General features: G+C 57.0%; 17 protein-coding genes. 4 read left to right on the top strand and 13 right to left on the bottom strand.

Annotated features, from left to right (window positions below; translation table 11 throughout):
• Positions 1-86: 86 nt before the first annotated feature.
• Complete coding sequence (locus tag J7J49_RS20160; protein ID WP_064236022.1) at positions 87-1,439, bottom strand: OmpP1/FadL family transporter; 1,353 nt, start codon at positions 1,437-1,439, stop codon at positions 87-89.
• A gap of 265 nt (positions 1,440-1,704) precedes the next feature.
• Here J7J49_RS20160 and J7J49_RS20155 point away from each other — a divergent pair, with 265 nt between their 5' ends.
• Together J7J49_RS20155 and J7J49_RS20150 are read left to right on the top strand one after the other, a co-directional pair.
• Entirely contained in the window at positions 1,705-2,133 is a 429-nt protein-coding gene (locus tag J7J49_RS20155) for a MerR family transcriptional regulator (protein WP_064236023.1), read from the top strand.
• The gene (locus J7J49_RS20150; protein WP_251048424.1) at positions 2,130-4,679 is read left to right on the top strand and encodes a heavy metal translocating P-type ATPase; all 2,550 of its coding nucleotides are present in this window, start codon (positions 2,130-2,132) and stop codon (positions 4,677-4,679) included. Before J7J49_RS20155 ends, J7J49_RS20150 begins: the two co-directional genes overlap by 4 nt.
• 91 nt (positions 4,680-4,770) lie before the next feature.
• Here the strand turns inward: J7J49_RS20150 and J7J49_RS20145 are convergent, their stop codons facing one another.
• From J7J49_RS20145 to J7J49_RS20090, 12 genes are all read right to left on the bottom strand, one after another.
• On the bottom strand, positions 4,771-5,400 hold the full coding sequence (locus J7J49_RS20145) for a YitT family protein (protein WP_064236024.1): 630 nt from the start codon (positions 5,398-5,400) through the stop codon (positions 4,771-4,773).
• A 42-nt stretch (positions 5,401-5,442) separates the two neighbouring features.
• On the bottom strand, positions 5,443-7,254 hold the full coding sequence (locus J7J49_RS20140; RefSeq protein ID WP_215095213.1) for a single-stranded-DNA-specific exonuclease RecJ: 1,812 nt from the start codon (positions 7,252-7,254) through the stop codon (positions 5,443-5,445).
• A 21-nt stretch (positions 7,255-7,275) separates the two neighbouring features.
• Entirely contained in the window at positions 7,276-8,664 is a 1,389-nt protein-coding gene (gene thrC / locus J7J49_RS20135) for a threonine synthase (RefSeq protein ID WP_215095211.1), read from the bottom strand.
• A 6-nt stretch (positions 8,665-8,670) separates the two neighbouring features.
• On the bottom strand, positions 8,671-9,987 hold the full coding sequence (locus J7J49_RS20130) for a homoserine dehydrogenase (protein ID WP_064236027.1): 1,317 nt from the start codon (positions 9,985-9,987) through the stop codon (positions 8,671-8,673).
• Between the two features lie 110 nt (positions 9,988-10,097).
• The gene (locus J7J49_RS20125) at positions 10,098-10,901 is read right to left on the bottom strand and encodes a DsbC family protein (protein WP_064236028.1); all 804 of its coding nucleotides are present in this window, start codon (positions 10,899-10,901) and stop codon (positions 10,098-10,100) included.
• A complete protein-coding gene (xerD, locus tag J7J49_RS20120; RefSeq protein WP_215095209.1) occupies positions 10,876-11,757 on the bottom strand; it encodes a site-specific tyrosine recombinase XerD in 882 nt (293 codons plus the stop codon). The genes J7J49_RS20125 and xerD overlap by 26 nt, the downstream gene beginning before the upstream one ends.
• Before the next feature lie 136 nt (positions 11,758-11,893).
• The gene (gene rplS / locus J7J49_RS20115; RefSeq protein ID WP_035576506.1) at positions 11,894-12,250 is read right to left on the bottom strand and encodes a 50S ribosomal protein L19; all 357 of its coding nucleotides are present in this window, start codon (positions 12,248-12,250) and stop codon (positions 11,894-11,896) included.
• Positions 12,251-12,442: 192 nt separating this feature from the next.
• The gene (gene trmD, locus J7J49_RS20110; RefSeq protein WP_064236095.1) at positions 12,443-13,204 is read right to left on the bottom strand and encodes a tRNA (guanosine(37)-N1)-methyltransferase TrmD; all 762 of its coding nucleotides are present in this window, start codon (positions 13,202-13,204) and stop codon (positions 12,443-12,445) included.
• 101 nt (positions 13,205-13,305) lie between these two features.
• Positions 13,306-13,851, bottom strand: coding sequence for a ribosome maturation factor RimM (gene rimM, locus J7J49_RS20105; protein WP_215095207.1), 546 nt, complete (start codon positions 13,849-13,851; stop codon positions 13,306-13,308).
• A 43-nt stretch (positions 13,852-13,894) separates the two neighbouring features.
• A complete protein-coding gene (rpsP, locus tag J7J49_RS20100) occupies positions 13,895-14,143 on the bottom strand; it encodes a 30S ribosomal protein S16 (protein ID WP_009098555.1) in 249 nt (82 codons plus the stop codon).
• Positions 14,144-14,409: 266 nt separating this feature from the next.
• Entirely contained in the window at positions 14,410-14,859 is a 450-nt protein-coding gene (locus tag J7J49_RS20095; protein WP_353048402.1) for a substrate-binding domain-containing protein, read from the bottom strand.
• 12 nt (positions 14,860-14,871) lie between these two features.
• Positions 14,872-15,393 carry a LacI family DNA-binding transcriptional regulator gene (locus J7J49_RS20090; protein WP_215095203.1) on the bottom strand — a complete coding sequence of 174 codons (522 nt, stop codon included), beginning with the start codon at positions 15,391-15,393 and terminating at the stop codon, positions 14,872-14,874.
• Positions 15,394-15,619: 226 nt separating this feature from the next.
• Here J7J49_RS20090 and J7J49_RS20085 point away from each other — a divergent pair, with 226 nt between their 5' ends.
• Positions 15,620-16,660 (top strand): ABC transporter ATP-binding protein, encoded by a 1,041-nt coding sequence (locus tag J7J49_RS20085; RefSeq protein WP_064236032.1) that lies wholly within the window; start codon positions 15,620-15,622, stop codon positions 16,658-16,660.
• Positions 16,657-17,790, top strand: a complete 1,134-nt coding sequence (locus tag J7J49_RS20080; protein WP_215095201.1) for an extracellular solute-binding protein — start codon at positions 16,657-16,659, stop codon at positions 17,788-17,790. The genes J7J49_RS20085 and J7J49_RS20080 overlap by 4 nt, the downstream gene beginning before the upstream one ends.
• Positions 17,791-17,825 lie beyond the last annotated feature (35 nt).

The following is a 17,825-nucleotide window of genomic DNA, read 5'->3' as shown; positions in this document are numbered from 1 at the left end:
AAAACACCCCAATCGTTGGAGGAGTGTCCAACTTTTGGGGTGCAGTTCAGTGCACCGGGTTTCATTGGGGTTTGGCTCTCTAAAGCTTAAAAGCGATAGGTCAACTGCGCACCAAAACCGTGGGCTTCGTTTTTGTAGTCGGCTGAGTAGGAGGCGCCGCCTACCGGCTGGCCACCCGTGGCCTGGCTGGCCAGCAGGTCGCTACGCTCCTGATCAACAAAAGTCCCGCGTTCGGTGAGGTAGGAGTACGCCACGTCAATAGTCATATCAGGCGTTGGGCTCCACCCTGCCCCCAGCGAGAAAATCCGCCGATCATCGGAAGGAATACGAACGCTGCGGTCTTCATCATTGGTGGGTGTAAAGTCCAGCGTCACCCCAGCACGAAGCGCTAGTGTCTTCGTTAACTGATATTCGCCGCCAGTGGCAAATGCCCATGCGTTTGAGTAGTTTTGAAGTTCTTGAGTAATCGTATTGCCTTGGCTACCGGTAACCAGAATTTGATCAAAGTGGCTCCAACGCACCCAGGATGCCCCAAACATCAGCTTGAGACGATCGCTCATCTGTTGAGTTACTGAGAAGTTAACCGTCTCTGGGGTGGTTAAATCCAGGCTCGCGGTATCTGAGCGAAGGACATTACCCAGAGGGTCGGTAGCGCTAAAATCCCCTTCTAATGTGTAGTCCACTTTTGAACGGTAGGTTAGCCCCAAGGTGGTTTCGGGTACTGGGCGATAGATTACGCCTAGGTTGTAGCCCCACGCTTCGTCTTCACCGTCAACGCGCGAGTCGATGTCGTTCTCAGCATTAAAGGTTGGCTCAGAGGGAAGCTGGCGACGTAGCTCACCTTCTACTCGGTTGTAAGTAACGCCCGCACCTACTGACAACTGGTCATTAAAGCGGTAAGAAACTGTCGGCTGCGCACTAACCACCTTGACTTCGGTGTAGTCGCCAAAATAACGACCCTGGAAGTCATCTTCGTAATCGGTTTTTGAGCCAAAGGGTGCATACACCCCAAACCCGAACGCTAGCCGATCAGTCACTGGCTGCGCATAGAAAGCAAAGGGTACAGGCGTTCCTGGCACCATATCGCCGGCGTTCCCCCCTGGAATGCTACCGACGGGAATCTGATTACCATTTGGCGCACCACCAAGCGCGACCCCAGAGTCAATATAGCGAGAAGCCTCGACATTAGAGATGTCAGTATTCACATTTAGATACGTAGCACCAACGGTAACCTGGGCTCGGTCTAAAAACGACATGCCCGCCGGGTTACCGTACACAATGGTTGCATCATGAATATTAGAGCTGCGCCCGGCATGGCCGTAGCCCTGCCCACTCACGCTCTGCTCGTTGACCTGATATCCGCCCGCGTGGGCTTGGCTGGCGAAGGCAGTTGCTGTAATAGCAGCGGCCAGGGTGAGCTTATTAAATTTATTATTCATAGTGGGCCTCTCTTCCCGATGATCCAGTGGATACCGACAATCCACTCTCGTTATTTTTTACATGACTGTTTTCTCGCAACTGGGCCAAAGGTTCAAGGGCAAACGTTCGTTTTATTTTATTTTTGACTTATACATTAGTCGCACGGTCGTTTTAAATCAGTGTTTTAGTCATTTTAACGTCTTCCACAAAGGTGGCCTTGACCTATGGGTAACCCATAGGTTCTACACTTAACAGACACTATTTAACCGGTCGGGAGAACAGGCCATGAAAGTTAATGAGCTTGCCAAACGGGGCGGTGTTACCGCCGAGACCGTGCGCCACTACGCGCGTGAGCGGCTACTTGCCCCGCAGCGCCACCCGGATAATGGCTATCAGCTATTTTCAGATACCGACTTAGAGCGGCTGCGCTTTATTCAGCGCGCCCGCAAGCTCGGTTTTAGCGTGGCGGAGATCCGCGACATCCTGACCCACGCCGACCAAGGAGACTCCCCCTGCCCCTTAGTACGCGACTTACTCGCCAGCCGCCTGCCACAAATCCGCGCACGTATTGCTGAGCTTGAAGCGCTGGCAGAGCGAATGGAACAGGCTATGGACAGTTGGCAGCATATGCCCGACGGCTCGCCCAATGGACACAGCGTTTGCCGTTTAATTGAGAACTTCCCCGAGACAGCACCTGCTAAGGAAACGCCATGAGTGACTCTAGTAATGTCGTCACTATTCGCACCATCCCCGGCATGAACTGCCAAGGCTGCGTAAAGCGTATGCGCGAGGCAGTGCAAAACGGTGACCCTAGCGCCGACGTAACCGGCACGCCCAGCGAAAAACGCCTTGAGGTGGTTTCATCCTTAACTGACGCTGAGCTGGATCAGTACTTAACCGAGGCGGGTTATCCACCAACCGCAGCTCTGGACGCAACAGCCCAAGACACAGCTGATACGCAGCCAGATACCGCAGCAGCTTCTGATGCTGAAGCTACAAAAGCCGCAAATGCCCATGTCCAAGGACAAGGCAAAAAGCAGCGACTGGCGATTAGTGGGATGACCTGCGCCAGCTGCGTTAAGAGCGTGCAGAAAGCGCTTGAGCGCACGGAAGGGGTCGACACCGCCAGCGTCAATTTCGGCAGCCACTCTGCTCAGGTATTCGGCAGTGCAGAAACCCAGACACTGATCGCTGCCGTGGAGGCGGTGGGCTATGGAGCAGAGCCCATCGTGGATATGCGTGAGGCCGAGCGCACGCGTGCTGAACAGGACGCCAAGACCTACCAACGGCGACTGCGCGGCAGTGCGATCTCGTTGGCATTGGCGATTCCGCTAATGATGAGCATGTTGTTTTTCCACCCCCACCCGATGGGCATGGGGCGCCTCTACTGGCTGGTAATCGGCTTGTTAACCTTGGGTATTTTGGCCTTCCCAGGACGCCACTTTTTCGTCAACGCCTGGAAGCAGTTTAAGCATCATCAGGCCAATATGGATACCTTGGTCGCCATGGGCACTGGTGCCGCCTGGCTGTATTCCATGGCCGTTGTGCTATTTGCGCCATGGTTGCCCGAGGTTGCCCAGGGCATCTACTTTGAAGCCTCAGCGATGGTGATCGGACTAATACTTCTCGGCAATGCCATGGAGCTGCGCGCCCGGGGACGCACTAGCGACGCGCTAAAACGATTGCTTGACCTGCAGAGCCGAACGGCGCGGGTGATTCGCGACGGCCACGAGCAGGAGATTGAGATTGACGCGGTGCGTGCAGGCGACCAGATACGGGTGCGCCCCGGCGAGCGCTTGCCAGTAGATGGCGACGTCGTTGAAGGCCAAAGCAATATCGACGAGTCGATGCTCACCGGCGAGCCGCTGCCGATCGCCAAGCGCGTGGGAGATGAGGTCAGCGCGGGCACGGTGAATGGCAAAGGCAGCTTGATCTATCGCGCCACACGGGTGGGCGCGGATACCCGCTTGGGGCAAATTACCGAACAGGTAGCGAGTGCCCAAAACTCGCGCCCACCGATTGGCGAGCTGGCCGACCAGGTCTCCAGTGTATTTGTACCCTCAGTCATGATCATTGCCGTACTGACGGCGCTGATATGGTTCAACCTGGGCCCAGCGCCCCAAGTGATTCATATGCTGGTCACAGCGACCACCGTGCTGATCATTGCTTGCCCCTGCGCATTGGGCTTGGCGACGCCGATCTCTACCATGATCGGCGTCGGTAAAGCGGCAGAGCAAGGGGTACTGGTACGCAGCGGCGAGGCACTGCAAACCGCCAGCAAGCTGACCACGCTGGTAGTCGATAAGACCGGCACGCTTACCCAGGGCAAGCCTAGCGTGACCGATGCGCAGCTGTTTGGCGTCGAGCAATCCACTGCGTTGGGGTGGGTGCACGCGCTGGAGCGCGGCTCCGAGCACCCGCTGGCGGCGGCGCTCATGAGCTACGCGGATGAACAAAATGCTAAACCTGCTGAGATTCACGCTTTTGACAGCGTCACCGGAGGCGGGGTCAAAGCCCAAATGCCCGGCGGCAAAACACTACTACTGGGCAATGCGCGACTGCTTAAAGAAGCGGGGGTGGATCTTGCAGCAGGCGAAGAGCAGGCACGGTCGCTTGAGGAGCAGGCGCGCACGCTAGTGTACCTGGCGGTGGACGGCAAGCTGGCCGCCCTGTTTGGCATCAGCGACCCGCTTCGCCACGACACCGTGGCCGCGATCAAACGCCTGCAAAAAGATGGTTTAACCATCGTGATGTTAACCGGGGATAACGAGCACACCGCCAAAGCTATTGCCCAGGAAGTGGGTATTGACGAGTTCCGGGCAGGTTTGCTGCCTGAGGATAAACACGCTGAAATTGAGCGCCGTCAGCAAGCAGGTGAAATCGTTGGCATGGTCGGCGACGGTATCAACGACGCCCCCGCGCTAGCCAGGGCGAATGTCGGCTTTGCGATTGGCCAAGGCACCGATGTGGCGATTGAGAGCGCCGGTATCACGCTAATGCGCGGCTCGCTGCACGGTGTGGCGTCTGCGATCGAGATCAGCCGCGCCACGCTGCGCAATATCAAGCAAAACCTGGTGGGCGCGTTTGGTTATAACCTGCTGTGCATTCCCATCGCCGCGGGGGTGCTCTACCCGCTCACCGGCACGCTGCTCTCACCGATGATCGCGGGCGCTGCCATGTCGCTCTCTTCCATCACCGTGGTGAGTAACGCCAATCGATTACGACTCTGGAAATCGCCCAGCCAGGAGAACGCCGCATGAGCTTATTGATCAACTTGGCGGGGCTAGGGCTTATCGCCGCTATCGTATGGTGGTTCTGGCTCGCGTAGCCTTTCTAACTATCGTAGCCTTTCTAACTATCGCCAATATAGCGCCCTGGCTTATGGTTCAGGGCGATAATCAGATTGAGGGTCAACGCGCCCAGCACTGAATAGCCCACGCGATCAAGCGGTAGCTGCGTTAGCGCAATCAACAGAATAACGCCATCGATGGCCAGTTGAACGTAGCCTGCGCGCAGGCCGTGTTTATCCTGCAAATAGAGCGCGAGGATATTGATGCCGCCCAGGCTAGTACGGTGGCGAAATAGCATTAACATGCCAATGCCCATCAGCGCGCCGCCCATCAAAGCAGCATAGAGCGATGGCACGTTGGCAAACTGCACCCAGCCCTGGGTCAGCTCCGAAAATAGCGATACCAAGCCGATGGCGGCGAAGGTGCGCAGGGTAAAACTCCAGCCCATCCGCTTTACTGCCAAGTAGTAGAACGGTAGGTTAATGGCAAAAAAGTACACCCCAAAGCCCCAACCGGTAACGCTGCTGGTCATATAGCTCAACAGCAGCGCCAAGCCTGCCGTACTGCCGGTCAGTAGCACTGCATGGGTATAAAAGGTCACCCCCAGCGCGACGAAGAACGTCCCCAGCAGCATCGCCATGACATCTTCATAGGGGCGATGCTGATCCGTTGGTAAATCTTCCACGCGCATGGGGCGTCCTTACTTGGCTTATTGAGGTTATAACGTAATTAATTAAATGGCGCTGGCGTGCTCGACCATCAGTTGGAGGGTTTCACGGCCGCGCCAGCGATTGCGGTTGAGCTTATAAGCGCAGTGCAGCGTATCGCCAACGCTGAACCCAGGCAGCTCCCCCGGCGTTAGGGCGCGAAACCAGATCGCTTTGCAAGTTACCGGGCCGGTGGAGAGCTCCAGCATCAGGTGCGAGCCTTCAGCGCCCACCGGGCGCAGCGCCTCGACAATAAAGCGACCCTCAAACAATGGCGGGTCAAACTCCCGCCCATAGGGGCCAAGGGTTTCGATCTCTTGCAAGGTGGTCAGCGAAAGCTGCGCCGTGGAGAGTTCACCATCCGTCCAAAGTCGCGGGTAGAGCGTTCGCCCCTGCAACTGCTCGCCTACTGCCTGCAGGAAGGCCGTCTTAAAAGCCTCAAGCTGATCCCGTGGCACACCCACCCCTGCCGCGCCACTGTGGCCGCCAAAGCGTGGTAGCGCCTGGGGAGCAAGCTCATAGGTACGCTGAAGGGCATCGCGCAGGTGCAGCCCGTCAATCGAGCGGCCGGAACCGGTAAGCATGCCAGGTGCCGAGGCTTGGGTAAGCACCAGCGCCGGGCGCCCGTAAGCCTGCACCAAACGTGAGGCAACAATGCCCTGCACGCCTGGGTGGCCATCTTCCAGCAGCACCACCACGGCGGGTTCATCGGCGTTCAGAGCCACTGTGGCGAGCGTACGTGCCTCGGCGGCCATATCGGCCTCAATGGCTTTACGGGACTGATTATCCTGATCCAGCACGTCGAGCTGACGATTGGCGACGCCATCGTTTTCGGCGAGCATAAAGTGCAGCGCTGCGTAGGGGTCGTCCAGCCTCGAGCGGGCGTTGATACGCGGCCCCATCTGAAACGCTAGTGTCTCGGCGTTAAACGGCACGCTGTCGGCGCCTAAACGCGTGGCCATCGCCCGCCAGCAGGCCGCATCCATGCGATTGATAAGCTTTAAGCCTTGATTGACCACCGCGCGGTTTGCCGGGCTGCCGCCCAATGAAACACAATCGGCAACCGTACCCAAGGCCACGTAAGAGAGCCAGGGCGACAGCTTGGGCGTGGATTCAGACAGCGCCCCCCACTCGATCAGCACACCGCGAGCCAGTGACATCAATAGCCACGCCACCATACAGCCAGCGATGGTTTTGTCGGGATACTCGCAGTCATCACGGGTAGGATTAACACATGCAAATGCTGAGCTTGGCGGCCCCTCGATAGGCAGCGCATGGTGGTCACTCACCACCACATCGATACCTGCCGCTTTTAGGCGCGCGATACGCGGCTCATCGGAGCTGCCACAATCGGCGGTAATCACCAGGGTGGGAAACGGCTTTTGCGCCAGGGTGCGCTCTACCAGCGGCAGGCTAATCCCGTAGCCGTCGTGAATACGATGGCCAATCAAACTGTGCAGCTTGCCTTCCGGCACCCCAAACAATTCCACCAGCGTGCGCCGGATCACCACGTGAGAGGTGATGCCATCCACATCGTAGTCGGTGAGGATACCAATCGCTTCGCCTTCCGCTACCGCCTGGGCAATACGCTCGGCGGCACGACGGCCGTCGGCAAGTTTCTCCGGGTGGGCCAGATAGCGCAGGCTGGGCGCAATTAACGGCGCAAGCTCACCGCTGTAGCCCGGCAACCGCGAAGCTAGTAGGCGCGCCTGCAGCTCGCTTAAGCCTTCCGCCTGGGCACGGGCATAGAGCGCCTCGTCCACGGGACGAGGCTCTAAGCGTGGTCTGGTTGTGCTAGAAGAGAGCGTGCTTTGGGGTAAATCTGTCACTGCGGTCATCGATGTCTCAAAGGGTAGGTCTCAACGCCGATTTTCCACGACAAACTGCTGCACGGCGGCAAGTTCCGCAGGGAGCACGGTGTAGCGCTCTTCGCGCTCAATCAAGTCTTCCATATGCGGCGGCAGTGGCACACCGAGGAAGCCCGCTTTTACCACGGCTTCGGCAAATTTAGCCGGGTGTGCAGTAGCGAGGGTAATCATCGGCGTTGACTGGTCAGCACGGGCCCGCTCGGCGGCACGATAGCCGGTAGCGGTGTGCGGATCGAGCATTTCACCGGTGCGCTTATGGGCGTTGCGAATCACCTCAAGGATGGTCGCATCGTCCACGCTGTAGCTGGTGAACTTCTCACGCAGTTTCGCTAGCGGCGCATCGGCCAGGGCCGTGGGCTCATTCTGGAAGCGATCAAGCAGCTCGGATACAGCTAAACCGTCGCGGTCGTAAGCGTCAAACAGCAGACGCTCAAAGTTTGACGACACCACGATATCCATGGAAGGAGCCAGCGTTGCCGCCAATTCTTTTTTGGAAAAATCATTAGCGGCCAGCGTGCGGTGCAGAATGTCGTTGGCGTTAGTGGCAATGATGAACTGCTTCACCGGCAGGCCCATTTTGTAGGCCATATAGCCTGCAAACACATTGCCAAAGTTAGCCGACGGCACGCAGAAGCTCACTTCACGGTGCGGCGCTCCCAGAGCAACGCCTGAGGCGATGTAGTATACGATCTGCGCCATAATGCGCGCCCAGTTGATCGAGTTCACCGCCACCAAACGCGTACCTTTAAGGAACGTCTGGTCAGCAAAGCTCGCTTTAACCATTGCCTGGGCATCGTCGAAATTGCCTTCAATGGCAACATTGAAGACGTTATTTGCCAATACCGAGGTCATTTGACGACGTTGAACTTCCGAGACCCGGTTGTGTGGGTGCAGGATAAAGATGTCCAGATTGTCGCAGTGGCGGCAGCCTTCAATCGCTGCCGAACCGGTATCTCCGGAAGTCGCCCCCATGATCACCGCACGTTCGCCGCGCTTTTTCAAAAAGTGATCCAACAGGCGGCCGAGCAGCTGTAGCGCCACATCCTTAAATGCCAGGGTCGGGCCGTGGAACTGCTCAAGCAGAAAATGGTTAGCATCTAGCTGTTTGAGGGGCACGACTGCATCGTGATTAAAGGTCGCGTAGGCCTCGGTAACGATACTGCGGAAAGTCTCGTCGTCGATCTCACCGTTCACAAACGGCTTCATCACTCGGAAAGCAATCTCCGCGTAGGAGAGTCCGGCCATATTAGCCAGCTCTTCCTTAGAGAACTCAGGTAGGACTTCCGGCACATATAGCCCGCCGTCGCTGGCCATACCGGTGAGCACCACTTCCTCAAAGGAGAGCGCGGGCGCCTGCCCGCGCGTGCTGATATAGCGCATCTTGATCTACTCCCCTTCGTCCAGGCCTTCCACGCGGATGCGTGTAACAGGCCCGGCGATATCCGCCATGGATTCGATTTCACGGATCGCTGCGTTCATCTGCTTCTCTTTGGTGCGGTGAGTAAGCAGAATGATCGGCACTAATTCACCTTCGGTGGCCTCTTTCTGAATCAGCGCTTCGATAGAAATGCCCTGTTCGGCCAAGATAGTGGCCACCCGCGCCAGCACACCGGGACGATCCACCGCCAATAGACGCAGGTAGTAGGCGGTAATGATCTCTTCCATCGGCATGATGGGCAGTTGGCTGACGTCTTCGTCGATACCGCTAAACGCCAAGTAGGGAACCCGGTAGTGGTGATCAGTAGAGATATCGCGCGCCACGTCTAGCAAATCGGCAACCACCGCTGAAGCAGTCGGCTCGGCGCCCGCTCCGGCTCCGTAGTAGAGCGTCGGCCCAACGGCGTCGCCCATGACCGCAATGGCATTTTTGACGCCGTGCACATTGGCCAGCAGGCGCTCTTTAGGAATCAGCGTGGGGTGAACACGCAGCTCCAACCCTTGATCGGTGCGCTTGGAGATACCCAAGTGCTTGATCACGTAGCCCAGATTGTCTGCCTGTTCGACGTCTTCGGCGGTGATCCGCGAGATGCCTTCGGTGAAGGCTTTCTCGAACTGCAGCGGTACGCCGTAGGCAATCGAAGCGAGGATAGTGAGTTTGTGCGCCGCGTCGATACCTTCCACATCAAAGGTCGGGTCGGATTCGGCGTAACCCAGCGCCTGGGCTTCCGCGAGCACGTCTTCAAAGGCACGGCCTTCGTCGCGCATATGGGTAAGAATGTAGTTGCCGGTGCCGTTGATAATGCCCGCCACCCACTCGATACGGTTGGCACCCAGGCCTTCGCGTAGCGATTTAATCACCGGGATACCACCGGCCACCGCGGCTTCAAATGCCACGATCACGCCCTTCTCATGCGCGGCCTTAAAGATTTCGTTACCGTGCACCGCGATCAACGCTTTGTTGGCGGTGACCACGTGCTTGCCATTTTCAATCGCGGTGAGCACCAGCTCACGGGCGATATCGTAACCGCCAATCAGCTCCACCAGGACGTCTACGTTGGGGTTGGTCGCCACTTCAAATACATCAGAGGTGGCATTGATGCCGGTAATATCGCAGTCAGGATGAATACTGCGGTGAGCCACCTGTTCAATCACAATAGGGCGGCCAGCGCGACGCGCAATATCGTCGGCGTTGCGGGTCAATACGTTAAAGGTGCCGCCACCGACAGTGCCTAAACCACAGATACCTACTCTTACCGGTTTCAAAATACTTCCCCTTTCGTGTTGTGCACCTGGTGGTGCTGGCCTTAATTACGGTTTTGATGTCGATCTTAAAGACCGTGTCTCAACGTTTTATATTCACTTGCAATGTGAGGTTATTGATCATCCAAGCCTAACATGGCAGAGAGCCGCTCGGGGGGCACAAATCCCGGCACTAGCTGCCCATTGGGTAAAATAATTGCTGGTGTGCCCTTTACGCCCAATGCTTTGCCCAGATCATACTGCCCTGCTACGGGATTGTCGCAGTTCGCAGCGCTGGAAATAGTCTGGCCTTCCTTGGCTTGGGTCATCGCTTCGCTGCGGTTATCCGAGCACCACACTTGCTGCAGCGTTGTGGCAGCCTGGCTACTCATGCCCGCACGGGGAAACGCCATATAGTGAACGGCGATACCGCGTTCATTCAACTCCGGAATAGTGTCGTGTAACCGCGCACAATAGGGGCAAGTAGGGTCAGTAAACACCGTTATAGTGGCTTTGGGCTCATCGGCGCCACGAAAGATCACCAACTCACCGTCAGGCACGGCTGCCAGCGCATCGGCACGCGCCCGGTTTTGCTCTTGTTCGGTCAAATTGACCAGCCCTTGATCGCCATTTTCATACAGGTCGCCGACCAGGAAGTGGCTACCGTCAGCGTTAGAGTAAAAAGATTCACCGCTCTCCAGCCGCACATGATAAACGCCCTTCATAGGCGTTTCGGTGACCGCTTCCACGGGCATCGACTGGCCATTGACGCTCAGCGATCCAGCCAGTTGATCTGCCACGTTATCGGCCTGGGCAGCGGCAGGTAACAGGCTGACGGTTAACAAACACGCCAGCATTGAGAAAGGTGTCAGTAAAGGGTGTGCTACAAAACGGCGTTGACGCATTATCAATTCAACCTCGTGGGTGATGTTCTGCATGCAGGTTTTCCAAGCGCGCCTGGGCCACATGAGTATAAATTTGGGTCGTCGACAGATCGCTATGACCCAGCAGCAGCTGTACGACCCGCAAATTGGCCCCATGATTCAATAAATGGGTCGCAAAAGCATGGCGAAGCGTATGCGGTGACAGTGGCCGGGTGATGCCTGCCGTTATCGCATGCACCTTAATCCGGTGCCAAAAAGTTTGCCGGGTCATGGCTTTATCGCCCCGGCCGGGAAATAGCGCGGGGCGTGTTGGGTCGCTCATCAGCGAAAGCCGTGCGGTCTGCATATAGTGGGCCAGCCAATCCGCCGCCTCTTCACCCATGGGTACCAGACGGTCTTTATCGCCCTTACCGCGCACCCGCACCACGTTTTGACGCAGGTTGACCGCGTCGCCGGTGAGCCCTACCAGTTCAGAGACCCGCAAGCCACAGGCGTAAAGCAATTCCAGCATGGCGCGGTCACGAACGCCCAACGGCGTATCAGTATCGGGCGCTAATAGCAGGCGCTCCACCTCGTCCTCTTCCAAGGTATTCGGCAAACCGGGGATCACGCGGGGTAGCTTGATATCGGTGAGTGGGTCGGTTTCCACCTGGTTATTTAAACGCCCCCAGCGGTAGAAGCTGCGCAGCGTCGACAGCAGCCGGGCATTGCTACGCAGTTGATAGCCTTCCTCCCGGCGACTGACCAGCCACTCACTAAGACGCTCCGGCGGCGGCGCCAAGAGCGCATCGCCGTGGCTCTCCAAGTGGGCTTGCCAGGCGGTTAAATCGCGTCGATAGGCGGCTAACGTATGATCGCTGGCACCCTGCTCTAACCACAGGGCATCTAAAAATGCATCGATAACGCTCATACGTCAGCAGTCTCCAGCTGTTTGTTATCAAGCCGCTATATAAAACAAAACCCCGCCCCGCAAAGCGGTGACGGGGTTTTGGTATCCGGGCGCAACGCGTGCAAAAGAGCAGCGTGCGCCCGCGGAGCAGCGGCGTTTAAGCCAGCTTTTCCTTGATACGTGCAGAACGACCGCTGCGCTCGCGCAGGTAGTAAAGCTTGGCTTGACGCACGTCACCGCGACGCTTGACTTCGATCGAGTCAACCAGCGGGCTGTAGGTCTGGAAAGTACGCTCTACGCCAACGCCGTGAGAAATTTTACGCACGGTGAAAGCGGAGTTCAGGCCACGGTTACGCTTACCGATGACCACACCTTCAAACGCCTGCAGACGCTCGCGAGTACCTTCTTTTACTTTTACCTGAACGACAATAGTGTCGCCGGGAGAAAAGGCAGGAATTTCCTTGCCCATTTGCTCAGATTCGATCGCCTGGATCACTTTGCTTTTGCTGCTCATCATCATACTCCTGAATAACGTGTTGGCTTGACCGCTCAATCATGGGTGGCGGAAGCCGTGATCCCGGCGCTCGAAACGAGCTACGCGGGAGTCGTTATGGGTGACACAGGTGCGCTTTTTCGCCCTGCACCGCCGCTCTGTGCCAAGTAGTTGAAAAGCAACGTCGTTAAAAACAGCGTAGCTTAAAACCAACTACTCAGTGGACAGAGCGTGTTCCTCGATAAACTCGTTCAACAGCTTGCGCTGTTCGGCGTCTAATGTTCGCCCTTGCAAAAGATCGGGTCGACGTTGCCATGTACGGCCCAGTGACTGCTTTAACCGCCAGCGCTTGATGGCTGCATGATTTCCGCTTAGCAGCACATCCGGCACTTGGCGCCCGTCAATGACTTCTGGACGGGTATAGTGCGGGCAGTCTAACAGACCGTCATTAAACGAGTCTTCGACAGCGGAGTCCTGATGGCCCAGCACGCCGGGAATCAGCCTTGCCGCTGCGTCAATCAGCACCATTGCTGGCAACTCACCGCCGCTCAGCACATAGTCACCAATCGACCACTCTTCATCAATGTCACTCTCCACCACGCGTTCATCAATGCCTTCATAGCGCCCTGCCACGACCACTAAGGGCCCGGCGGAAGCCAGTGCTTGAACGCCCTGCTGATCCAACTTACGCCCCTGGGGCGAGAGGTAGATCACCGTCGGCACTAGACCGGTGGCTTGCTGCGCCCGTTCCCGGGCATCAAAGATCGCTGCGCGCAGGGTGTCGACTTTCATCAACATGCCTGGACCACCACCATAAGGGCGGTCATCGACGCTGCGGTGGCGATCAGTGGCGTAATCCCGCGGATTCCAAAATTCCAGTGCAATGCGCTGTTTCTCCACCGCTCTGCCGACCACGCCTTGTTGCGTTAGCGCGTCGAACATCTCGGGAAACAACGACACGACACCAATCCACATTGCAGGCGCTGCTGCTTTGCTCTCCGTTTCCGGCGCGCTGTCACTTTCAAACTCAGTTGAGTCAGTAGGTACATCACTACTCAAACTGCCCATGAGTTTGGTCAAAATTCCGGATCCCAATCAACGACCATACGGCCCTCTTGGGAACTGATTTCGATAATGACATCGTCTGGCAAAAATGGCAGCAGTCGCTCGCGTTTGTCGATTGACTCAGAATCGCCGCGAACCACCATGACATCGTTAGCGCCGGTTTCAAACAGGTAGCTCACCCGCCCTAGCCGTTCGCCGGCCTGAGTGAAGACCGCCATGCCTTCAAGCTCATGCCAATAATACTCATCGGCCGGTAGCTCAGGCAGTGCGTCCTTGGGCAGTACGATGTCCGTTTGGGCTAATGCTTCTGCCGCATCCCGGTCATCCACGCCTTTAAGCTGCACCACAAGCCCTTTGCCCTGCCGATGTCCCTGAACAATGGTCACAGGCATCAGGGTTTCCCCCTTGCGCACCCACCATTCGGGGTAGTCCAGAATGTTGTCCATGGGGCTGGTGTATGAGTACACCTTGAGCCAACCTTTTATCCCGTGAGGGCTAGTCAGTTTGCCTAACACCACATGCGTGTCGTCAGTATGGCTTGTTTCAAAACGCGTCATCGACGACCTCTACTTACAACATCAGACTCTACTTTAAACAGGCTTAGGCCTGTTTGCGTGCTTCTTTGACCAGCTCAGCAACGCGACCAGACAGCTGGGCGCCTTGGCTCTGCCAATGAGTAACACGGTCTAAATCAACACGCAGACGCTCTTCCTGACCACGGGCAACCGGGTTGAAGAAGCCAATACGCTCGATGAAGCGACCGTCGCGAGCGTTACGCGAGTCGGTAACGGTCAGGTGGTAAAAGGGACGCTTCTTGGCGCCACCACGGGCCAAACGAATGGTAACCATACGATAACTATCCTTCGGTTGAGGTTACGAGAGTGTGGTTATAGCGAAAATCGCTATCGGAACACTCGTCGTGCTGTTTTCTTGGTGCTAAGCATGCCCCATAAAGAAACTCGCTTAGTGCCATTAAGGCCTTCACTGAGCGCTGCTACCGCTACGTTTTGACGTATTTGGGCAACACCCACGCATGAAGAGGCCGCATTCTACGCAAATGCGCACGACTTGGAAAGCCTGACAGCCAGAAAACTCACAACGCGTCAACCACTGCATTAGCCACTGCTGCGCGGGACAAGGGTGACGCCAACCCTGATGACCTGGTTGTCGCAGGTTGGATCCTGAACCCTCGTTTCGAGCAGGCGCAGTGCCTCCAGCGCCGTCTCATTTACCGGATTACGCACTGTGGTCAATGGACAGCGCCCCCAGGCGGCGCCAGGTACATCGTCGAACCCAGTGATAGCCACATCGTCCGGCACCCGGATACCGCGTTGCGCTGCGGCTTCAACAACCCCCAGAGCCATGGCGTCGTTAGCACATATAATGGCATCAAGCGACAAACGGGAATCCAGTAGCGCCAGCCCTTCACTTACCCCGCTCGATAGTGAGAAATTTCCCCGGCGCTGCGCCTGTAGTGACAGGCCGTAATGTGCTAATGCCTCCTCAACGCCCTGACTGCGCTCTTGATCTGAGAAGGTATCTGCCGTGCCCCCCAACCAAGCAATGCGTTGCCGCCCCTATTTGACAAGGCGCTCCACCAGCTGCCACATGCCCTTTATATTGTCGCAACATACCGCATCAGCGCCGTTTTTTTCCAGCACTCGACCGATCAGCACCAGTGGGGCCCCCGATGCCTGGCAGCGATCAGCGATATCACGGCTGACCGATCCCGCGGCGACAATTGCTCCATCCACCTGGTAGGCCAGCGCATGATCAATCATCTCGGTCATGTTGGCGTCTCGAAACGCTGGCAAAAGCAACGGTTGATAACCATTAGTACTCAGCACTCGAACGAGATGTTCCAGCAACCAAGCCTCGTAGGGTCGCGATATTTCACCCGCCACTACGGCCACTAGGCCAGTACGCTGGCCTGTTAGCCCGCGGGCAATCAAATTAGGACGATAGCCCAGAGCCTTGGCAACGCGCAGTACGTGCTCGCGCTTCCGGACGGCTACCGACGCTCCTGGGGTAAACGCCCGCGACACCATTGCCCGGGATACACCGGCCGCTTTGGCGACATCATCTGCGGTTACACGCACCGAGATAACCGACCGTATTTAACAATTTCAAGCACGCTTTTACCGCTCTATCCATTAGATAACACGGGCCATTTTAACATTTTTGAGCCGTCTCTGGAGTGTTTTAAAAGCTACATCAAAACGTCACAGACGCGCGGTAATTTTGCTTTATTGAAATTTTGCACGCGCGTTCAAAAATCCCCAACGTTGCTTTTCAAAATCACTTGTTAACACTGGAGGCCGACCAATGCGCACCGAAGCACTTGCACTCAATGACGTAACGATTGACCTCAGACAACAGCGTATTCTGGAAAGCATCCATCTGGATGTGGAACCAGGCAGCTTCACCTGCTTGCTAGGCCCCTCCGGCTGCGGCAAGACAACGCTATTGCGTGCTATTGCTGGTTTTACGCCCCTGAGTCGCGGCGATATCCGTCTCGGTTCAAAGTCGATTGCCCATTTGCCGCCCGAAAAACGCCAGACCGCGATGGTATTTCAATCCTATGCGCTATGGCCCCACATGAGCGTCGGCGACAACCTGGGTTACCCACTAAAGCTGCGCGGAATATCCCGCGCGGAGCGCCAGCAGCGAGTGGCAAAGATATTAGCGAGGCTAGAATTAAGCGGCTTCGAAAACCGTGCGGTAACACAGCTTTCCGGCGGGCAGCGGCAACGTGTCGCCCTTGGTAGAGCGCTGATCATCGATCCACCGCTGCTGCTTCTTGACGAGCCGCTATCCAATCTGGATGCCGCCATCCGTCGCAACTTACGCGGCGAGTTACGTCGCCTGCAAAAGTCGCTAGGTATCACCACCATCATGGTGACTCACGATCAGGAGGAAGCCCTACAGATGGCTGACCAGATCGTGCTAATGCGAGCAGGTGAGATTGTCCAGGTTGCCTCGCCGCAACATCTCTACCATCACCCCGCCGACATCGCCGCCGCACGTTTTCTTGGCGTGGACAATACGGTTAGCTGCGAAGAGCATGATCCGCCCAGCGCCAGAGGCGCCACCAAGTTCGGCTTCCGAACCCAGGATGCGGTGATCAATATGCCGCTTAACGCGGCGGCCCTGACCCGTAAAGGCCGCGTGACCGACTGTCTATACACCGGCAATGGCTATCAGGTCTCACTGTCTACCGATGGCGAAGAGCTCTGCGCCACGACCGCTTCCCCTATTGCTTTAGGCACTTTCGCGACGCTTCAGGTGCCTGAGTCGGCTCTGATTTCTTTCGGGCCGGATGACCGGCATATGCCGCCACTTGATCGACATGAGGACATCGCATGAAACCCTTGACGCTTACGCTCGGCTTTTTAACCGCTACCCTTGCTGCCCCCGCCATGGCGGCTACAACGCTTAATGTGTTTACCGCGGGTGACGACAATATGGTTGAGTACATCAACGAGTATCTCTCCCCGCGATTCGAAGCCACGCACCCTGACGTTACGGTGCGCGCCCTAGGCACCGGCCCTGGCGATGCAGGCAGCCAAGCTATTTATGAAACCCTCAGCGCCCAGCGCAACCAAGCAACCTGGGGCGTCGACGTTGCAGTCGTGCACCAGCGTATGGCGGGGCAAATGGTTAAAGAAGATCTGCTCGCCGATTACGTTGACAGCATTTCCACTGGCGCTTTAGTCAGCGCCCAAAGCGCAAGCAATGCGCTGGGCGTCGATGTAGAAGGCTACGTGATGCCGATGTTCCAGAGCCAGATCGCCATCGCCTATAATCCTGATCTTCTAGCACAGCCGCCGGAAAGCTACGCCGCGCTTGCTGACTGGGTTGAGGAGCACCCAGGCGAATTCGGCTATAACGGCATCACCGGTGGCATGGCGGGGGTCGGCTTTGTGTTCGGCTGGATGTACGCCTTTACCGACATGGCTGGCACCCTGCAAAACGGTCCTTGGGAAGAGGATGCACCAGCTCGTTGGGAGTCAGCGCTTAACCAGCTGAGCACGTTCAATCAGCACGTCACCATGACACCAGGTAATGCGGGCACCCTGGACGCCATGAACCGCGGCGAAATCGCCATGGGGCCGGTGTGGATGGATATGTACTACACATGGAAAGCTGATGGTCGTCTCAACCCCAACTTTCGCTTGCTGCTGCTCGAACCCGGAATGCCCGGCCAACCGATGTACTACACCATCCCCGAACGCGCCGCTGAACCTGACCTAGCCGCCGAATTCATTGCCCTCGCGACCAGTCCGGAGATACAGGCCGAAGGCATTGTTGGCCAGTTCAACTGGTTCCCGGGCATTGACGCAAAGCATGTTCGCAGCGAGCTCAGCGACGCTCAATGGGAACAGCTCTATGCAGACGTGTCACCTGAGACCCTTGCCACCCGAGGCTTCTCGATGCCCCAGGCTGACTACTTTCGCGCCATTCTGGAAGCCTACGAAAGCCACGTTAGCCGCTAACGTTTTACTTGCCACCATAGGGGGGCGTTTGCCCC

The sequence above is a fragment of the Halomonas sp. ISL-56 genome (assembly GCF_018612805.1).
In the GTDB taxonomy this organism is placed as follows: domain Bacteria; phylum Pseudomonadota; class Gammaproteobacteria; order Pseudomonadales; family Halomonadaceae; genus Vreelandella.
This window is presented reverse-complemented; position numbering and strand designations above follow the sequence as displayed.

Bases quoted from the DNA above. Each gene is read 5' to 3' on its own strand.
- J7J49_RS20125 (WP_064236028.1), bottom strand. From the start codon at position 10,901: ATGCAGAACATCACCCACGAGGTTGAATTGATAATGCGTCAACGCCGT.
- J7J49_RS20150 (WP_251048424.1), top strand. From the start codon at position 2,130: ATGAGTGACTCTAGTAATGTCGTCACTATTCGCACCATCCCCGGCATG.
- J7J49_RS20160 (WP_064236022.1), bottom strand. From the start codon at position 1,439: ATGAATAATAAATTTAATAAGCTCACCCTGGCCGCTGCTATTACAGCA.
- trmD (WP_064236095.1), bottom strand. From the start codon at position 13,204: ATGTGGATTGGTGTCGTGTCGTTGTTTCCCGAGATGTTCGACGCGCTA.
- thrC (WP_215095211.1), bottom strand. From the start codon at position 8,664: ATGCGCTATATCAGCACGCGCGGGCAGGCGCCCGCGCTCTCCTTTGAG.
- rplS (WP_035576506.1), bottom strand. From the start codon at position 12,250: ATGAGCAGCAAAAGCAAAGTGATCCAGGCGATCGAATCTGAGCAAATG.
- xerD (WP_215095209.1), bottom strand. From the start codon at position 11,757: ATGAGCGTTATCGATGCATTTTTAGATGCCCTGTGGTTAGAGCAGGGT.
- rpsP (WP_009098555.1), bottom strand. From the start codon at position 14,143: ATGGTTACCATTCGTTTGGCCCGTGGTGGCGCCAAGAAGCGTCCCTTT.
- J7J49_RS20145 (WP_064236024.1), bottom strand. From the start codon at position 5,400: ATGCGCGTGGAAGATTTACCAACGGATCAGCATCGCCCCTATGAAGAT.
- J7J49_RS20140 (WP_215095213.1), bottom strand. From the start codon at position 7,254: ATGACCGCAGTGACAGATTTACCCCAAAGCACGCTCTCTTCTAGCACA.
- J7J49_RS20080 (WP_215095201.1), top strand. From the start codon at position 16,657: ATGAAACCCTTGACGCTTACGCTCGGCTTTTTAACCGCTACCCTTGCT.
- rimM (WP_215095207.1), bottom strand. From the start codon at position 13,851: ATGACGCGTTTTGAAACAAGCCATACTGACGACACGCATGTGGTGTTA.
- J7J49_RS20155 (WP_064236023.1), top strand. From the start codon at position 1,705: ATGAAAGTTAATGAGCTTGCCAAACGGGGCGGTGTTACCGCCGAGACC.
- J7J49_RS20085 (WP_064236032.1), top strand. From the start codon at position 15,620: ATGCGCACCGAAGCACTTGCACTCAATGACGTAACGATTGACCTCAGA.